The sequence below is a fragment of the Streptomyces sp. BBFR25 genome (assembly GCF_044590125.1).
In the GTDB taxonomy this organism is placed as follows: domain Bacteria; phylum Actinomycetota; class Actinomycetes; order Streptomycetales; family Streptomycetaceae; genus Streptomyces; species Streptomyces canus_D.
Genome location: NZ_CP172447.1, coordinates 5,439,140 through 5,456,007 on the forward strand (window position 1 = coordinate 5,439,140; position 16,868 = coordinate 5,456,007).

A 16,868-nucleotide genomic window follows, 5' to 3' on the forward strand; every position below is an offset into this window, starting at 1 on the left:
GGCCGCCGGTGCGGTCACGGCGTCGCGGCCGGGGCGAGGGTGCGCAGGGCCGCGCGGTCCACCTTGCCGTTGGGCAGCCGGGGCAGCGCGTCCAGGTGCTCGGCGCGGTGCACGCGCTCGGCGGCCGGACGGCCCCTGTCCAGCTCGTCCACCAGGTCCCCGACCGCGAGGCCGCCGGGGCGCGTGACGACGAACGCCACCGTCAGGGCCTCCCCGTCCGCGGCCCCCTCGGCGGTCGGCACGCCCAGCACCGCGCACTCCCGTACGTCCGTGTGGGCGCCCAGACGCCGCTCGACGCGCCCCGGCGAGACGAGTTCGCCGCCGTGCCGGTACAGGTCGCAGACCCGGTCCAGGACGAACAGCGTGCCGTCCGCGTCGAGCCGTCCGGCGTCGCCCGTGGCGAGCCAGCCGTCGGCGTCGGCGAGCGGGGTGACGGTCAGCGCACCGGCCGCGTCGGCCCGGGCGTAACCGGCCGCCACGTGCGGGCCGGCCACCTCGATCGCACCGACCTGCCCGGGCTCCAGCGGCTTCCGGTCGGCGAGGCCGACCACCCGGGTCCTGGCCCCGGGCAGCGCCGGGCCCACCGAACCGGCGGCCGCGCCCTCGGCGCCCGCGGAGTGCGCGAGCCCCGCCGTCTCGGTCAGGCCGTACCCCTGGACCAGGGGCACGCCGAGGCGCTCGGTCAGCCGCCGGACGGCCGACGGCGGCAGCGGCAGTCCGCCGGTCCCGATCAGCCGGGCCCGCGGCAGGGTCAGTTCGTCGAGACGCGGGTCGGCGGCCAGGCGGGCCAGCTGGAACGGCAGCGCGTAGAAGTGCGTGGCCGCGGCGGCGGCCCCGGCGCGCACGGCGTCGACCGGATCGGGGCCGCCCGCCAGCACCTGGGTGGCACCCGCCCGCACCGCGGCGTTCAGGTGCATGGGGTGGTAGATCGGCAGCCCGTTGAGCACCACGGAGTCCGCGTCCACGCCGTGGGCCGAACCGATCTGACCGGCCCCCGCCACCAGGTTGCGGTGGGTCAGCGCGACCGCCTTGGGCCGCCCCGTGCTGCCGCTGGTGAACATGAGGGCCGCGACCTCGTCCTCGGCGCCCTGGCGGCCGACAGCCGTCGGACCGGTCTCCGGCACGGGCCCGCCCGCCGGCGGCAGTTCCTCGAAGTCCAGCACGTGCCGCAGGCTCGCGACCCCGTCCAGCGCCCGCGCCACCCGCGCGCGCACGTCGCCTCCCAGCACCGCCGCACCGGCGCCGACCGACGTCAGCAACCCCTGCCACAGGGGCGGTGGCAGCAGCGGGTTGACCGGGGCCACCACGTGACCGGCGCGCACCACCGCGTAGTACACCGCCGGGAAGTCGGGGCCGAGGACGGAGGAGACGGCCACGACCCGGCGCGTGCCGGTGCCGAGCCGCGCACGCAGCACGGCGGCGATCGCGTCGATCCTGGCGTCGAGACCGGCGTACGTCAGGTCCGCACCACCGGCGACGCGGACCGCGACCCGGTCACCGGCGCGCCGGGCCGCCGCCCTGGGGAGCGCGTCCAACAGGGGCGACCGCCCGCTTCCGGCGGCCTGCGTGGGAGCTGTGGTCACGGTCTTGTGTCCCTTCTCGGGTGCGCGGACCCCCTTCGGGACGCGCGTGCCCGCACCCTGTGCCGCCCGGCTGGAGGCCGGATCGAGCACCCCTGAACGAGAGCCGCCCGAGTCCGTGCCGAGCGGCCGCCGCCAGCCTGCCGAACTCCGCACCCACGCCCGCGTCAGGAGCCCCCATGACCACCACCCAGGACAACGCCCTCGCGGCGCAACGGCACCGCTCGCTGCTGGACTTCTACGCCCGCCAGATGCACGCCGCCGACTCGGACGACGCGGACGCCTACGCGCGGACGTTCACCGAGGACACCGTCTTCGTCAGCAACGCCCTGCCCGCCCCCGTCCGGGGCAGGGAGACGGTCCGGGAGTCGACCCGCCGGTTCGGCGCCGCGCGCGCCGCCCGCGGCGTCGTACGACGGCACCTGCTCACCTCGATGACGGTCGACGACCTGCCGGACGGGGCGCTGGCGACCCGGAGTTACGTCCTGCTCGTCGAGACGCCCCGCGGGGGCGGCCCGCAGGCGTACCTGAGCACGGTCTGCGCGGACGAGGTGATCACCGGGGACGACGGCTGGCAGGTACGGCGGCGCACCGTGCAGCGCGACGACCTGCCGCCGCTCGGCTGACCGCGCGCGTGCCGCGGGGCGGGCCTCCTCACCGGAGACCCGCCCCGCGGCACGCGCGGAACCGCTCACGCCTCCGGCACGTGCGCCACCGCCCGGGTCCAGCCCGCACCGGCACGGGCGATCTTGACCGGGAAGCAGCTGACGGTGAAGCCGTGGGGCCGCGGCAGCGCCTCGATCCCGGCCAGTCGCTCGATCTGGCAGTACTCGGTCTCCCGCCCCGCGAAGTGCGCCGGCCACAGCACGCCCGGGTCACCGGTCTCCTGGAAGGTCCGGATGATGTGCCCGAAGGGGGCGTCCAGGCTGAACGCGTCGGTGCCGATGACCCGGATGCCCAGGTCCAGCAGGTACCGCACCGCCGAGCCGTCCAGCCCGGTGAAGTCCGTGAAGTAGCTCTGCGTGCCGACCCGTTCGGCGGCGCCCGTGTCGAGCAGGACGATGTCCAGCGGCTGCGGCGCGTAGCCGGTGTCCGCGACCGCCTTCTCCAGGAACGCCGCGTCGACCGTGCCGGTCCCGGCGGCGCGCAGGTCGAGGGTGAACGCCGGGCGGTGGAACCAGTCCAGCGGCATCTGGTCGATGGTGCGCGGCTCGGCGCCGCCCGGCCCGCGGGAGCCGTAGTGGGCGGGCGCGTCCACATGGGTACCGGTGTGCGCGGTCAGCGTCAGGAAGTCGTTGGTCAGGAACTCGCCGTCGGGCAGCACGGAGGTGTCGAAGTCCACGCCGAACGCCCGGCGCATCCCGTCGGCCATGTGCCGCGCGCCCTCCCGGGCGGACATGACGGTGTGGGTCACCGGGTCCGGCTCCCAGAACGTGCTGTCCACGGGGGACGACAGGTCGATCAGTGCCATGGCTGCTCCTCGGAGGCGAGACGGACGCGGGTGTGACGGTCGGGGGGTCGCGGCCATCCTGGACAACGCCCCTCGCACCTCCCTGGAGCAGTCGTGAACGCGCGGCGGTCTTCAGCACCGGCCTAGCCGCCTTCGAGCCCGCGCCGCGACCGTCGTACCGGCGGCGCGGCACGCGTGACCGCCGTCCGCCCCACCGATCGGAGGAACCGCCATGCCGACCGCGCAGCCGGAGGTCGTCACCCAGGGCACCGACCCGCGACTCCGCCACGAGGTGGAGGAGTTCTACGCCCGCCACTTCCAGGCCGGCGACGGCGGCGACCCGGTCGCCTGGGCCGCCGGGTTCGCCCGTGCGGGCACCTTCAGCTCCAACGCCCGCCCCGAGCCGGTGACCGGCAGGCAGGTCATCGAGGCCGCCGTGACCCGCATGTTCGCGGACCGGGCCGCCGAGGGCGTCGTCCACCGCCACATGCTCACGCAGCTCGCCCTGGAGCAGCGCCCCGACGGCCTGCTGCTCGCCCGCGCGTACGTCCTGGTGGTCGCCACCCGTCGGGGCGCCGAGGACGGTGCCCCCACGCTGCTGGCCAGCACCGTGTGCGAGGACGTCCTCACCCGTGAGGACGGCCGGCTGCGCATCCTCTCCCGGCACGTGGACCGCGACGACCTGCCACCGACGGCCCGTTAGGACGGACCCGCCCCTGGCCGTACGCCCCCGAACCCGTGCCCCGGTCGACATCCCCCGCGACCGGGGCACGACCATGCCCGCGTCCGTCCCGCACCTCGCCGACCCGCCGCATGCCGCCGCCCGCCCACCGAAACGGTGGGCGGGTGGCGGCATGTCGGTCGGGTCAGGCGGCGGCCTGCGCGGGCCGCGTCGCGTTGACGACGGCCAGCAGCTGGTACGGCGTCTCCGCCTCGGCGACGACGTCGTCGGGCAGTGCCACGCCCAGGTCGCGCTCGATGCGCCCGGTGGCCTGGAGCATGGCCAGCGAGTCGTAGCCGAGGTCCAGGAAGGACGTGTGCAGCACGTCTCCGGTCAGGTCCACGCTCTCGTCCTCGCCCGCGCAGTCGCGCAGGATGTCCAGCAGCTGGTCCAGGGTCAGGTGTCCCATGGTGATCCTCCCGTGGTGTTCGTTCCGTGGTGTTCGTTCGGTGCGTGGGTTTGGTGCGTGGGTTCGGTGCGTGGGTTCGGTGCGTTGATTTCCGTGCGTCGGTTCCGGTGGGCGTCGTTCAGCCGCGACACCGCTCGGCGTGCTCCTTCGCGTACCGCAGCGTCGTGGAGCTGTTGGTGCCGAGCGCGTGGCGCACCAGCGTCCGCGCCTCGGCCGGGGTCGTCCCCGCGCCGAAGTGCTCCCGGACACCGGCCGGGTCCAGGCTCACGGTGTGCCAGGAGGTGGCGGTGACGGTGTCGCCGTGCTGCTCGACCGTCCAGCGGCCGGTGTGGCCCGTCATGACGGGCGGGACCTTGAGCTGCTTGTAGACCAGCAGGCCCCGCTCGGGGAAACTCACCCGCACCGAGCGGGTGTTGTGCACCGAGCCGTCCGGGCCGCGGGTGTCCATGTCCAGTACCTGGACGCCGTCCGGCTCCTCGGTGAAGCGTGCGGCGGCGACGTGCGGCAGCCGCTCGGGCCAGGCGTCGGCGCGGTCGAGGAAGGCGTACACGTCCTCGGCCGACCCCTGGATCTCCGTACTGTCGCTGAAGGAGAACGTCAGCTCCGGCCGCTGCACGCCGGTCTCGGCGGCGCCGCGCAGGGCGGCCAGCTCGGCCTCGCTGTTGTGCTCCACCGCCCTGGCCACCCAGGCCGCCGCCCCGGGCTCGTCGTCGACGACGCTGTAGTCGTGCAGCAGCACCACCCGGGTAGCGTCGCCGACGCGTTCGACGCGCCACTCGCCGCCCATCCCCGACACCGGTGGCGAGGAGACCACCTGACGGAAGGCGACCGTGCCGGCGGACCGGTCCAGGGTGCGGCGGGAGGTCCAGGAGCGGACCTCGTCGTTGGCGAACGCCCAGATGCGCAGCAGCTGTTCGTCCTCCTCTTCCTCGGCCACCTCGGCGTGCACCGTGGGGCCGAACACCTGGGGCCAGCCGGTCACGTCGGCCACGAGGGCGAAGACGTGGTCCGCTGGAGCGCTGGTGAGTACTTCGTGGCGGGTGTGATGGACCGTTTGCACGGGTGCTTCCTTCCAGGAGCCGGACGACAAGGGGGAGCCAAGGGCGCGGCGCCCGGGCCTCAGTAGTTGCCCAGACCGCCGCAGACGTTGAGCGCCTGCGCCGTGATGGAGGCCGCGGTGTCCGAGGCGAGGTAGCCGACCAGGCCCGCGACCTCCTGCGGGGTGGAGTAGCGGCCGAGCGGGATCTTCGCCTGGAAACGCTCGAGGACCTCCTGCTCGGTGGTGCCCCAGTGCTCCGCGTACCCGCGGCGTACCCGGCCCGCCATGGGCGTCTCCACGTACCCGGGGCAGACCGCGTTCACGGTGATGCCCGAGCGGGCCTGGGCGAGTTCGAGTCCGAGGGCCTTGGTGAAGCCGACGACGCCGTGCTTCGACGCCGAGTACGGTGCCGCGAGCACCACGCCCTGCTTGCCTCCGGTGGAGGCGATGCTGACGACGCGCCCGGCGCCGCGGGCGAGCATGCCGCCCCGGGTGAGCACCTCGCGGGTGACCCGGAAGACGGCGTTCAGGTTGGTCTCGATGACGTCTTCCCACAGGTCGTCCGACAGCTCGGCGGTGACGCCGCCTCCGCCGCGCCCGGCGTTGTTCACCAGCACGTGCAGCGGTCCGAAGCGGTCGGCGGCGGCCCGCACCAGGTCCTTGACGTCCTGCTTCGAGGTCACGTCCGCCCGTGCGCCCGCGGCCTCGTGACCGGCGGCGCGCAGCTTCTCCACGGCCGTGTCCACGTCCTGCTGGTCGCGGGCGCACAGGAAGACCGCGTGTCCCTGCTCGGCCAGCAGCTCGGCACAGGCCAGGCCGATGCCGCTGGTGCCGCCGGTGATCAGTGCCGCACGGGGTCGGCTGGTGTCCATGACGGGTCCTTTCCTGGAACGTGGATGGAAGCGACGGGGCCGGGGGAGGCGGAGCGGGGCGAGTCGGCGGGGAGGAGGGCCGGGTCGGCGGCCGGCCGCAGACGGCGGACGGCCTCGGCCAGCTGGGCGCGGTCGCGCTCCGCTCCCGCGCGCGCCGGGGAGAGCGGGACGACCGTGCCGCCGCCCCGGGTGACGGCGGGGTGGCGGCGCGCGACCGTCGACAGGCCCTGCCCCGGACCGGCCTCCACCAGCAGGAACGGCCCCGCCCCCAACGGGCCGCGCGGCCCGAGGAGATGAGCGAGCGCCGCCCCGAAGTGCACCGGCCGGGAAGGCTGCATGGCCCAGAACCGCGGTTCGCGCACGAGGGGCTCGACCAGTTCCCGCCCGGTGTACCCGGACACCACCGGGGTGTGCGGCGCACGCAGGGAGATCCGCCGGTAGGCGGGGACGGTCGCCGCGCAGGCCTCGGCCACCGAGGGACTGTGGTACCCGGTGGTGGCCTTGGCCGGCATCCACGCCGTCCCGTCCTCGGTGAGCGCCGCGGTGACCTCGCCGAGGTCCGGGTGCGGCCCGGCCAGCATCACCTGGGACGGCGCGTTCACGGCGGCCACCACGACCTGCGAAGTGAGCCGGGGCGCGACCTGGGCCGCGCTCGCCGCCACCGCGACCATGCCGCCGGGCGGGGCCCCGGCCAGGGAGTCCACGCGCGCGGCGAGCACGTCCACGGCGTCGTCCAGGCTCATGATCCCGGCGAGTACGGCGGCCGCGTACTCACCGGCGCTGTGCCCGAGATACGCGGCGGGCCGCACGCCCCACGAGGTGAGCAGCGTGCCCAGCGCCACGTCCAGGCCGAACAGCAGGGGCTGGGCCCGGCGCACGTCGTCCAGCGGGACGCCCGGCGCGTCGCCCAGCCAGTCGTCCCTGGTCCGCGCGCCCTCCTTGCCGAGCCGCTCGAAGACCTCGTCCAGCACCCGGGTGAACACCGGCTCGGACCCGTACAGCCCGCGCAGCATGCCCGGGTACTGCGAGCCCTGGCCGGGCAGCAGGACCGCCACCGTCGGCGCGGCGTCCCCCGCAGCGGCCTGCGCGTCCTGCGCGGCTTGCGCGACGGCGTTCACCGGGCGTCGCCCCCGCGCAGCACCACGGCGCTGTTGAAGCCGCCGTCACCGCGGGCCAGCACCAGCGCGGTGCGCAGCGGCAGCTCCCGCGCGGCACCCGTGACCAGGTCGATACGGTAACCGGGGTCGGCACACGGCACGTTGGGCGTCGGCGGGATCACCCCGTCCCGCAGGGCGAGCAGCGCGGTCGCCGCGTCCAGTGACCCACCCCCGGCGAAGAGCCGGCCGGTGCCCGCCTTCGGCGCGGTGACCGGCACGCCGCCCGGCCCGAACACGGCGACCAGGGCGGCGGCCTCTTCGCGGTCCCGCCCCACCACGCCCGACGCGTCGGCGAACACCACGTCCACGTCACCCGGTGCGACGTCGGCGTCGGCCAGGGCGTTGCGCACGGCGCGCTCAAGACCGGGCGGCCGCCCGGACCCGGGACGCGGGTCCAGCGTGGCGGCGTACCCGGCGATCTCGCCGTACACCCGGTGCACCCCGCGGGCACGGGCCGCCTCGGCCTCCTCGACGACCAGCAGGGCGCCGCCCTCGCCGGGAACGTAACCCGGGGCACCGGCCGCGAACGGCAGGTACGCCCGGCCGGGGTCGTCGACCGTGCTGAGCTGCCCGGTGGACACCTGGGCCACCCAGCCCCAGGGGCACAGCGCCCCGTCGACCCCGCCGGCGACCACCAGCGGTGTGCCGCGGCGCAGGTGCCGCCGGGCCTGCCCCAGCGTGTCCAGCCCGCCGGCCTGCTCGGCCACCAGCACCCCGCTGGGGCCGCGCAGCCCGTGCCGGATGGAGATCTGGCCGGTGTTGACGGCGTAGAACCAGGCGAAGGACTGGTAGGCGCTGACGTACTCCTTGCCCCGGTTCCACAGGTTCTGCAGCTCGCGGTGGCCGAACTCCACGCCACCGCCGGAGGCCGCGGTGACCACGCCCATGCCGTACGCGTCCTGCGAGGCGGTGTCCACGGCCGCGTCGGCGAGCGCCTCGTCCGCGGCCACCAGCGCGAGCCGCGTCATGTGGTCCGTCTGGGGCAGCAGCCGGCTGGGCAGGTGCTCGGCGGGCTCGAACCCGTCGACCTGTCCGGCGACCCGGGTGGGGTAGGCGTCGGCGGTGAAACGGGTCACCGGGCCGATCGCGCCGCGCCCGTCGAGCGCGGCCTTCCAGTGGGCCCCGGTGCCGAGGCCGCTGGGCGCGGCGACACCGAGCCCGGTCACGACGGCTCTCACGGCTGCCTCCTGTCCGGTGCGGCGAGCACCATCGCCGTCTGGAATCCGCCGAACCCGCTGCCCACGCTGAGCACCACGTCGGTGTCGTGGTCCCGGGCGGTCAGCGGCACGTAGTCGAGGTCGCAGTCCGGGTCGGGTTCGCGCAGGTTCGCGGTGGGCGGGACCACGTCGTGCTCGATGGCGAGCGCGCAGGCCGCCACCTCCAGGGCGCCGATCGCGCCCAGCGAGTGCCCGATCATCGACTTGATGGAGCTGACCGGGACGTCGTGGGCGTGCGCCCCGAGGCTGCGCTTGAACGCGGCCGTCTCGTGCCGGTCGTTCATCTTGGTGCTGGAGCCGTGCGCGTTGACGTAGTCGACGTCCTCGGGCGCGACCCGGGCCTCCTGAAGGGCGCGGTCGATGGCCTCCGCCATCTCCACCCCGTCCGGCTTCAGGCCCGTCATGTGGTACGCGTTGCAGCGCGAGGCGTACCCGGCGATCTCGGCGTACACGTGCGCGCCGCGCCGCCGCGCGCTCTCCAGCTCCTCCAGGACGAGGACGGCCGCGCCCTCCCCGAGCACCAGTCCGTTGCGGGTGCGGTCGAACGGCCGGGAGGCGTGCTCCGGGTCGTCGTTGCGCGGGGTGGTGGCGTGGATGGCGTCGAAGCAGGCGGCGGTGATGGGGGAGATCGGCGCCTCCGTGGCGCCGGCGATCATCACGTCCACGGAGCCGTCGCGGACGAGTTCCGCCGCGTGGCCGAGCGCGTCCAGGCCGGAGGTGCAGCCGGTGGAGACCACGGCGGCGGGGCCCTCGGCACCGGCCTGCCAGGCCACTTCGGCCGCCATCGAACTGGGTACGAAGTGCCGGTAGAGGGCCGGTACGGCGTACTCGTGGTCGACTTCCCAGGTGCGTCCGCCGTCGCTGACGACGACGTACTCGCGTTCCAGGCTGGTGGTGCAGCCCACCGCGCTGCCCAGTGTGGTGCCGATCCGGCCGGGGTCGGGGTACGACGCCGTGTCGAGACCGCTGTCCTGGAGCGCCTCGCGGGCGCTGACGACCGCGAACTGCGCGGCGCGGTCCAGCCGTCGGATCTCCTGCGGGCCCAGTCCCGCCGCGCGCGGGTCGAAGTCGACCTCGGCGGCGACGCGGGAACGGAAGGGCGACGCGTCGAAGTGGGTGATGGTCCGGGTCGCGGAGCGGCCCGCCGTCAGCAGTTCCCAGTAGGCCTTGAGGCCCACGCCGCCCGGTGCGACGGCTCCCATGCCGGTGATCACCACTCGGCGGGTCATCGGTGCGCCGCCGTTCGGTGCACCGGCCGTCGTGCGGCCCGTGGGTGGTGCTGGATCTGTCTCACGTTGCTCAGTCCTTCCGCTGGTGCGGGCGCGTGGAGAAGTGTTCGGGGGGAGAAGAGTCAGGCGTCGGGAGCGGCCGGCGCGGGCGGCGCGTCGACGATCCGCAGGACGGCACAGGACCAGGTGAACCCGGCTCCCACGCCGACGAGCAGGACCAGTTGGCCGGGCACCAGGCGTCCCTCGGCGGCCAGGTGGGCGAGCGCGGCGAACTGGTCGGCGGCGCCGAGGTGGCCGACCGTGCCGGCCCAGTCGAGGACGGTGCGTTCGACGGGGATGCCGAACGGCTGGAAGAAGGCCGCGTCGAGCCGCCGCCGCCCGAGGTGGGGCAGGACGAACAGGTCGATCCGCTCCAGTTCGACGTCGGCCTGGGCGAGGGCGTTCTTGAGCGCGGCGCGCTGTCCCGCGGAGACCCGGGCCACACAGAACGACATGCCGTTGCGGGCGACGTAGGCGCGTTTGAGTGCCTCCAGGTCGACCGCGGGGCGCCGGTCGAACGGAGCGCCGCCGAAGGGGTCGTCGCCGCGGTGCATGCCTTCCAGTTCGGGGTCGGACACCGTGGCCAGGCTCAGCAGCCGGGCGAAGCCGGAGCGGCGGGACAGGACGAGGGCGGCGCCGGCGTCGCCGTAGAGGGTGCCGGGGTCGGAGCGCCAGCGGTCGAAGGCCGGGGCGCAGAACCGGTCGCCGGCGGTGAGCAGTGCGGCGGACCGGTCGTCGGCGCCCAGCAGGTATCCGGAGGCCAGTTCCAGCGCGGCCATCCCCCCGTTGGACATCTGACGGATCTCGATCGCGGGGCAGGTGTCGGCGTGGACCGCCCGCTGCACGTACGAGGCGGGCGGCCACAGGTCGTGGCCCTGGTAGTGCACGCTCGCGTGCAGCAGCAGATCGAGGTCGACGGCGCCGAGCCCGGCGTGCGCGAGCGCCGCCCGACCGGCCTCGGCCGCCAGTTCCGGGCCCGCCCTGTCCTGCGACACGGCCACGCTCTCCATCCGGGTCTGACGCGCCGTCCGCTCGTCGAGCAGACCCGCCGCCACGGCGTCCCGCACCGGGTGGAGCGGGGGCAGCACACCGGCGACCCCGGCGACAAAGACGTCTCGTTCGTACCTCATGGCAATCTCACCTGAACCTCCTCCTCGCACTCGCCCACCCACCCGACGACACCAACGCACCTTCAAAACCCCGCCCGGACCCGGCCGACCTTGACCTCGGCTTTGCGGCCCAGGGCCCCGGCCTTGCGGCCCTCCTGGCCTTGCGACCCAGGGCCTTGCGGTCCTGGCCCCCGGCCTTGCGGGCCCTGGCCCTCGGCCTTCCGGCCCCGGTTTTGCGGGGCCCGGCCTTCCGGCCCCGTCTCTCGGCCTTCCGGCCTTCCGGCCTTCCGGCCTTCCGGCCTTCCGGTCGGTTCTCCCGGCTCTGCCGGGTCCGGGCTCTTCCCGGCGCCTCGCTCTTTCTCGGCGCTCATTCCTTCCGGCCCCGGGGCTTGTCGGCCCCGGGACTTGTCGGTCCGGCGGGTGGCCCCCCCCGGGCCGTGGGTCCGGCGCCGGGCCTCCGTTCCGTCGGGTTCAGCCGCGCAGGCCGACCGGCGGCTGGGCGGCAGGGGCGGGGGAGTGCACCGGCACGGCCGCAGCCGGGTCCGGCGTCGTGGGGGCGCCGCCGGAGGACTTCGCGTCGGCCTCGGCCGGACCGGGGTCCGTGTCGGCCCCGGACCCGGACCCGGGCGCGCGGCCGGCGAGCCACAGCGACCACACCGCGGCCGCCGCCACCGCAGCCGCTCCCAGCCAGACCGCCGCCCGCATCCCGGTGACGAAGGCGTGCCCGCTCTCGTAGCCGCCCCGCGCGGCGAACACCGCGCTGAGCACGGCCACGCCGAACACGCCCCCGAGTTCCCGGATCGTGTTGTTGACCCCGGACGCGATGCCCTCCTCCGAGCGCCGCACGGCGCCCAGCGCGAGATTGGCCGCGGGGCCGAAGTACAGGCCCATGCCCAGGCCGTTGAGGACGAAGGCGGGCAGCAGCGTCAGGAACCCGGAGGACTCGGTGACCGTCAGGGCGATGACCACGAGCCCCGCAGCCTGCAGCACCATGCCGGTCAGCACGATCGGCCTGCCGCCGATCCGGTCGGAGAGCACCCCGCCGATCGGGGCCGCGATCAGGGTCATGCCGGTCCAGGCGAGCAGCCGCAGCCCCGCCCCGAGCGGCGACGCGCCCTGGACCGTCTGGACGTACTGCGTGACCAGGAAGATGGACCCGAACATCCCGAAGTACATCAGCAGCGACACGCCGTTGATCGCGTTGAAGCCCCGGTTGCGGAAGAACCGCAGCGGCAGCATCGGCGCCGGCGAGCGGTGCTCCCAGCCGAGGAACGCGAGCAGCGCCACCGCACCGAGCACGAGCGCACCCGTGACCCGGGGGCTGCCCCAGCCCGCCGAGCTGCTCTCGACCAGGCCGAAGACGATTCCGAGCACGGCGACGCAGCCCAGCAGCGTGCCGCCGATGTCCAGCGGCTTGCGTTCGCCGCGGCTCTCGGTCAGCCAGCCCGGTGTGAGGGCCAGCAGTGCCACCCCGATCGGCACGTTGATCCAGAAGATCCACTGCCAGGACAGGTAGTTGATCACCACGCCGCCCACGACCGGCCCCAGCGCCACGGCGAGACCGCCGACCGCCCCCCAGATGCCGAGGGCCGCACCCCGCTGATGGGGCGGGTAGGCCGCGGACAGCAGGGTCAGCGTGAGCGGCAGCACGATCGCCGCGCCCACCCCCTGCACGGCCCGCCCGGCGACCAGCATCTCGATGCCGGGAGCGAGCGCGCAGAGCACGGAACCGAGCGTGAAGACGCCGATGCCGATCGCGAACAGCCGCTTGCGGCCGAAGCGGTCGGCGACCGCGGCGGCGGAGAGCAGCAGCACGGCGAAGACGAGGGTGAAGGAGTTGACCGTCCACTCCAGCCCGGCCAGGCTCGCGTCCAGGCTCTCCCTGAGCTTCGGAAGGGCGGTCGTGACCACCAGGTTGTCCAGGGACACCATGAACACGGCCACCGAGGTGACCGTGGCGGTGCGTCCCGGATGGCCGCGGGTCTCCACGGAGCCGGGTGTTGCTGCGTCGGTGGCTGCCATCGCCGTAGGTCCTCTCTCGCTGTGGGGTGCGGGGCGTTCCGCACAGGAGAGTCACGGCAGCGGATAGCGCAGGGGTGGAGAAGCTCTGAAGAACCGGCCGCACGGGCCGCACCGACCGCCGTCCGGCCCGCTCGCCGCACGTCCCCCGGGTGCCGCTCCCGCGCGTACCGCGCTTACGATGACCCGGTGTCCATGCCGCCCCCGCCCGGTCCCCAAGGGCAGTACCCCCAGGGCCCGTACGCTCCGCAGTGGGGCCAACCCCTCACCCCGTACCCCCGGCAGGCTCCCGTCAGCGGGCTCGCCATCGCCGCGTTCGTGCTCGGGGTCCTGTGCTTCGTGCCGGCGGTCGGGCTCGTGCTCGGGCTGGTCGCGCTGGCCCGGATCCGGAAGCGGGGCGAGCGGGGCAAGGGGTTCGCGGTGGCCGGGTGCGTGCTGTCCTCCGTGGGGCTGGCCCTGTGGACGCTGACGCTCGCCACGGGCGCCGCCGGCGAGTTCTGGGACGGCTTCCGGGACGCCGCGCGCGGCGAGGGCACCGCCTACTCGCTCGAGAAGGGCCAGTGCTTCACCACCCCGGGCGGCTCCCTCCAGGGGGTGACGTACGACGTCGACCAGGTGCCCTGCACGCAGGAGCACGACGGCGAGGTGTTCGCCGCCTTCGACCTGCCGGACGGTTCCTACCCGGGCGACACGGAGATCACGCGCGCCGCCGACGACCGGTGCTACGCCCTCCAGGACGCCTACGCGATGGACCGGTGGGCGCTGCCGACCGACGTCGACGTGTACTACCTGACCCCGACCTCCGGGAGCTGGCGGACCGGTGACCGCGAGATCACCTGCCTGTTCGGGAACACGGACGAGCGGGACACCCTGACCGGCTCGCTGCGCAACGACGGCGCGCGGCTCGACCGGGACCAGCACACGTACCTGCTCGCCGAGGGCCACCTGAACCGGGCCATGGACGAGGTGCCCGCGGCCGAGGCCGTCGAGGACGACTTCGCGGGCTACCGGGTCTGGGCGGGCCAGGTCTCGGAGGCGCTCCGGGGCGAGATCGCGGTGCTGGACGGCCACGACTGGCCCGCCGGCGCCGAGCGCCCGGTCGCCGAGCTGACCGAGGACCTGCGGGCGGCACAGCGGGAGTGGGGCCAGGCGGCGAAGGCGACCGACCTCGACGCGTACTTCGAGCACTACGGCAAGGGCTACGACCTCGTCGTGGCCGACAGCACGGTCACCGCCCGCAAGGCCCTCGGCCTGGCCACCACACCGCCGGACTACGAGGGCGGTGGCGGGAGCGGGGGAGACGACCCCGGCGTGGAGGTGTGAGAGCGGCCCCAGTGGGGAGAAAGTGCCTGCGTAAAGCCCCCGGGCCCCACAAGTCATCACATCGAGTGATTCTTTGGCCTTTGCTTGCCTGGCCCAACCTACGGTTGCCACGCTGTTGCTGTCTGTACAACCTGATGGGAGCGGCCAGTGACATTCGGTGAGCAGCCGGCGTATCTGCGTGTCGCGGGTGATCTCCGCAAGAAGATCGCCGACGGCCTGCTGCCGCCCCATACCCGCCTCCCGTCCCAGGCGCGGATCCGCGAGGAGTACGGCGTCTCGGACACCGTCGCGCTGGAGGCCCGCAAGGTGCTGATGGCCGAGGGCCTCGTCGAGGGCCGCTCCGGTTCCGGCACCTATGTGCGCGAGCGGCCCGTCCCGCGACGCGTCGCCCGCTCCGGGTACCGGCCGGCCGGCGGCGCCACGCCCTTCCGCCAGGAGCAGGCCGACGCCCACGCGCACGGCACCTGGGAGTCGCGCAGCGAGCAGGCCGAGGCGAGCGGCGCCGTCGCCGAGCGGCTGGGGATCAAGCCGGGCGACCGGGTGATGTGCACGCGGTACGTCTTCCGGGAGGCCGGTGAGGCCGTCATGCTCTCCACCTCCTGGGAGCCGCTGGACCTGACCGGCCGCACCCCCGTGATGCTGCCCGAGGAGGGACCGCTCGGCGGCATGGGCGTCGTCGAGCGGATGGCCGCCATCGACGTCGTCGTGGACAACGTCACCGAGGAGGTCGGCGCCCGCCCCGGCCTCGCCGAGGAGTTGCTCGCGCTGGGCGGCGTACCGGGGCACGTGGTGCTGGTCGTCCAGCGCACCTTCTTCGCCTCCGGGCGCGCGGTGGAGACGGCCGACGTGGTCGTCCCGGCCGACCGTTACCGGGTGGCGTACCACCTGCCGGTCAGGTAGTCCGTCAAGCGGGGTCCCGGTAGGGGGAGTTCACCCGCCCCGGCGCGCCCTTCCACGGTGCGGGGCGGTGCGAGGCGGGGTGTGGCGGCGTGCGGCGGTGTGAGATGGCGCACGCCTGTCGTGCGCCTCCCGTGCTCCGTTCCCTCACTCGCACACCCGTCCGGGACCGCGGCGCCCCGCGCGTCCGCGCCGCAATCCGGTCGTTCCCCCAGGTCGCCTCGCCCCGCCCCGGTATGCCCGTGACCGGAGGCATCGAGGTGCGGAGACGGCGCGTTCCGCATCGTGCGCCCCCTGCGTTCTGGCTGGTTGCGTACCTCTTTGTGCAAAGCCGTATTCGCTCCGTGAAGGTTGGGCGTAGGCTCGGGCATATGCGGATTGCGGTTTCCTTGGCGGGCGGGGCGCGGCGGGAGCCGCGGGCGGCGGGAACGGGAAGTGGAGGGGCGCGATGAACGACAGCACGGTCACTCTTCCCTGGCTGGTCTTCCGGCAGGACGACAACGGCAATCGGTACCGCGTGGGCAGATACGCGACCCGGGCGGAGGCCCAGCAGATCGCGGACACCCTCGACGGCCGCGGACACAAGCAGCTCTACTGGGTCGAGAAGCTCGGCACACCCGGACGGGGCGCCGCGGACTGACCCCCGCGCCCCGCGAGGACGGCCGGACAGGCCGTAGGCTCCGGCGCATGACGGAACGGATCGTGGTGGGCGCCGCCCTGGTCGACGGCGAGCGCCTGCTCGCCGCACGCCGCAGCGCACCCGCCGAACTGGCCGGACGGTGGGAGCTGCCCGGCGGCAAGGTCGAGGCGGGCGAGACGCCCGAGGCGGCGCTCGTGCGCGAACTGCGCGAGGAACTCGGGGTGGCGGCCGAGCCCGGTGAGCGCGTCCCGGGCCAGTGGCCCCTGAGGCCGCCCCTCGTCCTCCAGGTGTGGACCGCCCGCCTGCGCCCCGGCTCCGCCGCCCCCGAACCCCTTGAGGACCACGACGCACTGCGCTGGCTGACCCCCGCCCAGGTCTGGGACGTGCCCTGGCTCGACCAGGACGTACCGGCCGTCGAGCAGGTCCTCGCCCACCTGGGAATCGAGGCGGGGACCCCGGCGAGCGGTACCGAGCCCGGATAAAGGGTATGTGCCCATTAACCCCATGAAAACGGGCAGCGATGGGTCGTCGGCCGGGAGAAGTGATCGGCGTGCGGGACGGCGTGAGTGACGGCGAGAGCGACTGTGCCGAGTGGGTCTTTCCCGCGGCGCCGGACGCCGTGCGCACCGCCCGCTCCCTGGTCCGCCGCACCCTGGACGACTGGCGGCTCGACAGCGTCGGGGACATCGCCGCCCTGCTGGTCAGCGAGCTGGTCACCAACGCCCTGCGGCACGCCACCGGCCCCATCGGCGTCCGCGTCGTACGCGACCCCGCCGGAGTGGCCGGGGTCCTGCTGGTGGAGGTCTCCGACCCGCTGCCGGACCCGCCCCGCGAGCGCGCCGCCCGTCCCGACGACGAGGACGGCCGGGGTCTGCAGTTGGTGGCGACCGCCGCACGGCGCTGGGGGACCCGCCCCGGCGAGGCGGGCAAGACCGTGTGGTTCGAACTCGCCCTGCCCGTCTAGCGCGACCCCTGGTGACGCACCGTCGCCGTCGCGCCGGTCAGGCATCCGGAATGTCCTGACATCGCCCCTGGTCCCGGCCGTGAACCGGTACAGGCCGGTGGCAGTTGTGGAACTGCGTGATTCGATGCCGTGTCCGCTGGTTAGAAGACTGGAAGTGTTGTCACGGTCCGGACCGAAAACCATCGGGACCGTGCTGTGATCGT

General features: G+C 74.5%; 17 protein-coding genes. 7 read left to right on the forward strand and 10 right to left on the reverse strand.

The window, feature by feature from the left end; all coding sequences use genetic code 11:
* Positions 1-14: 14 nt before the first annotated feature.
* Positions 15-1,583: a class I adenylate-forming enzyme family protein gene (locus ACGH52_RS24955; protein ID WP_399942501.1), complete on the reverse strand. Its 1,569-nt coding sequence runs from the start codon at positions 1,581-1,583 to the stop codon at positions 15-17.
* Positions 1,584-1,759: 176 nt separating this feature from the next.
* Between ACGH52_RS24955 and ACGH52_RS24960 the strand changes: the two genes are divergently transcribed.
* A complete protein-coding gene (locus tag ACGH52_RS24960) occupies positions 1,760-2,206 on the forward strand; it encodes a nuclear transport factor 2 family protein (RefSeq protein ID WP_059299313.1) in 447 nt (148 codons plus the stop codon).
* A gap of 65 nt (positions 2,207-2,271) precedes the next feature.
* Here ACGH52_RS24960 and ACGH52_RS24965 read toward each other — a convergent pair whose 3' ends face one another.
* Positions 2,272-3,051 carry a cyclase family protein gene (locus tag ACGH52_RS24965; RefSeq protein WP_059299312.1) on the reverse strand — a complete coding sequence of 260 codons (780 nt, stop codon included), beginning with the start codon at positions 3,049-3,051 and terminating at the stop codon, positions 2,272-2,274.
* A 211-nt stretch (positions 3,052-3,262) separates the two neighbouring features.
* Here ACGH52_RS24965 and ACGH52_RS24970 point away from each other — a divergent pair, with 211 nt between their 5' ends.
* Complete coding sequence (locus ACGH52_RS24970) at positions 3,263-3,733, forward strand: nuclear transport factor 2 family protein (RefSeq protein ID WP_076976116.1); 471 nt, start codon at positions 3,263-3,265, stop codon at positions 3,731-3,733.
* Positions 3,734-3,896: 163 nt separating this feature from the next.
* Here ACGH52_RS24970 and ACGH52_RS24975 read toward each other — a convergent pair whose 3' ends face one another.
* From ACGH52_RS24975 to ACGH52_RS25010, 8 genes are all read right to left on the reverse strand, one after another.
* A complete protein-coding gene (locus ACGH52_RS24975) occupies positions 3,897-4,160 on the reverse strand; it encodes an acyl carrier protein (RefSeq protein ID WP_076976117.1) in 264 nt (87 codons plus the stop codon).
* Between the two features lie 118 nt (positions 4,161-4,278).
* Positions 4,279-5,220 carry an aromatase/cyclase gene (locus tag ACGH52_RS24980; protein WP_210976795.1) on the reverse strand — a complete coding sequence of 314 codons (942 nt, stop codon included), beginning with the start codon at positions 5,218-5,220 and terminating at the stop codon, positions 4,279-4,281.
* 59 nt (positions 5,221-5,279) lie between these two features.
* The gene (locus ACGH52_RS24985) at positions 5,280-6,071 is read right to left on the reverse strand and encodes an SDR family NAD(P)-dependent oxidoreductase (RefSeq protein ID WP_059299308.1); all 792 of its coding nucleotides are present in this window, start codon (positions 6,069-6,071) and stop codon (positions 5,280-5,282) included.
* Positions 6,041-7,189, reverse strand: a complete 1,149-nt coding sequence (locus ACGH52_RS24990) for an acyltransferase domain-containing protein (RefSeq protein WP_399942508.1) — start codon at positions 7,187-7,189, stop codon at positions 6,041-6,043. Before ACGH52_RS24990 ends, ACGH52_RS24985 begins: the two co-directional genes overlap by 31 nt.
* Positions 7,186-8,406 carry a ketosynthase chain-length factor gene (locus ACGH52_RS24995; protein ID WP_399942511.1) on the reverse strand — a complete coding sequence of 407 codons (1,221 nt, stop codon included), beginning with the start codon at positions 8,404-8,406 and terminating at the stop codon, positions 7,186-7,188. The genes ACGH52_RS24990 and ACGH52_RS24995 overlap by 4 nt, the downstream gene beginning before the upstream one ends.
* On the reverse strand, positions 8,403-9,674 hold the full coding sequence (locus ACGH52_RS25000; RefSeq protein WP_076976120.1) for a beta-ketoacyl synthase: 1,272 nt from the start codon (positions 9,672-9,674) through the stop codon (positions 8,403-8,405). Before ACGH52_RS25000 ends, ACGH52_RS24995 begins: the two co-directional genes overlap by 4 nt.
* A gap of 122 nt (positions 9,675-9,796) precedes the next feature.
* The gene (locus tag ACGH52_RS25005) at positions 9,797-10,843 is read right to left on the reverse strand and encodes a ketoacyl-ACP synthase III family protein (protein WP_121703526.1); all 1,047 of its coding nucleotides are present in this window, start codon (positions 10,841-10,843) and stop codon (positions 9,797-9,799) included.
* A 450-nt stretch (positions 10,844-11,293) separates the two neighbouring features.
* Complete coding sequence (locus tag ACGH52_RS25010) at positions 11,294-12,844, reverse strand: DHA2 family efflux MFS transporter permease subunit (RefSeq protein ID WP_399942516.1); 1,551 nt, start codon at positions 12,842-12,844, stop codon at positions 11,294-11,296.
* Positions 12,845-13,030: 186 nt separating this feature from the next.
* On the opposite strand from ACGH52_RS25010, the gene ACGH52_RS25015 reads away from it, so the two are divergent.
* The 5 genes from ACGH52_RS25015 to ACGH52_RS25035 all read left to right on the forward strand — a co-directional run bounded on the left by ACGH52_RS25015 (position 13,031) and on the right by ACGH52_RS25035 (position 16,665).
* Positions 13,031-14,164 carry a DUF4190 domain-containing protein gene (locus ACGH52_RS25015; RefSeq protein WP_121703524.1) on the forward strand — a complete coding sequence of 378 codons (1,134 nt, stop codon included), beginning with the start codon at positions 13,031-13,033 and terminating at the stop codon, positions 14,162-14,164.
* 147 nt (positions 14,165-14,311) lie between these two features.
* Positions 14,312-15,064, forward strand: a complete 753-nt coding sequence (locus tag ACGH52_RS25020) for a GntR family transcriptional regulator (protein WP_076976123.1) — start codon at positions 14,312-14,314, stop codon at positions 15,062-15,064.
* 445 nt (positions 15,065-15,509) lie between these two features.
* Positions 15,510-15,701, forward strand: a complete 192-nt coding sequence (locus tag ACGH52_RS25025; protein ID WP_059299301.1) for an SPOR domain-containing protein — start codon at positions 15,510-15,512, stop codon at positions 15,699-15,701.
* Positions 15,702-15,748: 47 nt separating this feature from the next.
* Positions 15,749-16,183 (forward strand): (deoxy)nucleoside triphosphate pyrophosphohydrolase, encoded by a 435-nt coding sequence (locus tag ACGH52_RS25030; protein ID WP_399942521.1) that lies wholly within the window; start codon positions 15,749-15,751, stop codon positions 16,181-16,183.
* A 38-nt stretch (positions 16,184-16,221) separates the two neighbouring features.
* A complete protein-coding gene (locus ACGH52_RS25035; RefSeq protein WP_076976125.1) occupies positions 16,222-16,665 on the forward strand; it encodes an ATP-binding protein in 444 nt (147 codons plus the stop codon).
* Positions 16,666-16,868: the final 203 nt, after the last annotated feature.

What these genes read in the sequence shown, in the direction of transcription:
- ACGH52_RS25005 (WP_121703526.1), bottom strand. Translation starts at nt 10,843, where the DNA reads ATGAGGTACGAACGAGACGTCTTTGTCGCCGGGGTCGCCGGTGTGCTG.
- ACGH52_RS24965 (WP_059299312.1), bottom strand. Translation starts at nt 3,051, where the DNA reads ATGGCACTGATCGACCTGTCGTCCCCCGTGGACAGCACGTTCTGGGAG.
- ACGH52_RS25025 (WP_059299301.1), top strand. Translation starts at nt 15,510, where the DNA reads ATGAACGACAGCACGGTCACTCTTCCCTGGCTGGTCTTCCGGCAGGAC.
- ACGH52_RS25035 (WP_076976125.1), top strand. Translation starts at nt 16,222, where the DNA reads ATGGGTCGTCGGCCGGGAGAAGTGATCGGCGTGCGGGACGGCGTGAGT.
- ACGH52_RS24960 (WP_059299313.1), top strand. Translation starts at nt 1,760, where the DNA reads ATGACCACCACCCAGGACAACGCCCTCGCGGCGCAACGGCACCGCTCG.
- ACGH52_RS25010 (WP_399942516.1), bottom strand. Translation starts at nt 12,844, where the DNA reads ATGGCAGCCACCGACGCAGCAACACCCGGCTCCGTGGAGACCCGCGGC.
- ACGH52_RS25000 (WP_076976120.1), bottom strand. Translation starts at nt 9,674, where the DNA reads ATGACCCGCCGAGTGGTGATCACCGGCATGGGAGCCGTCGCACCGGGC.
- ACGH52_RS24975 (WP_076976117.1), bottom strand. Translation starts at nt 4,160, where the DNA reads ATGGGACACCTGACCCTGGACCAGCTGCTGGACATCCTGCGCGACTGC.
- ACGH52_RS24985 (WP_059299308.1), bottom strand. Translation starts at nt 6,071, where the DNA reads ATGGACACCAGCCGACCCCGTGCGGCACTGATCACCGGCGGCACCAGC.
- ACGH52_RS25030 (WP_399942521.1), top strand. Translation starts at nt 15,749, where the DNA reads ATGACGGAACGGATCGTGGTGGGCGCCGCCCTGGTCGACGGCGAGCGC.
- ACGH52_RS24970 (WP_076976116.1), top strand. Translation starts at nt 3,263, where the DNA reads ATGCCGACCGCGCAGCCGGAGGTCGTCACCCAGGGCACCGACCCGCGA.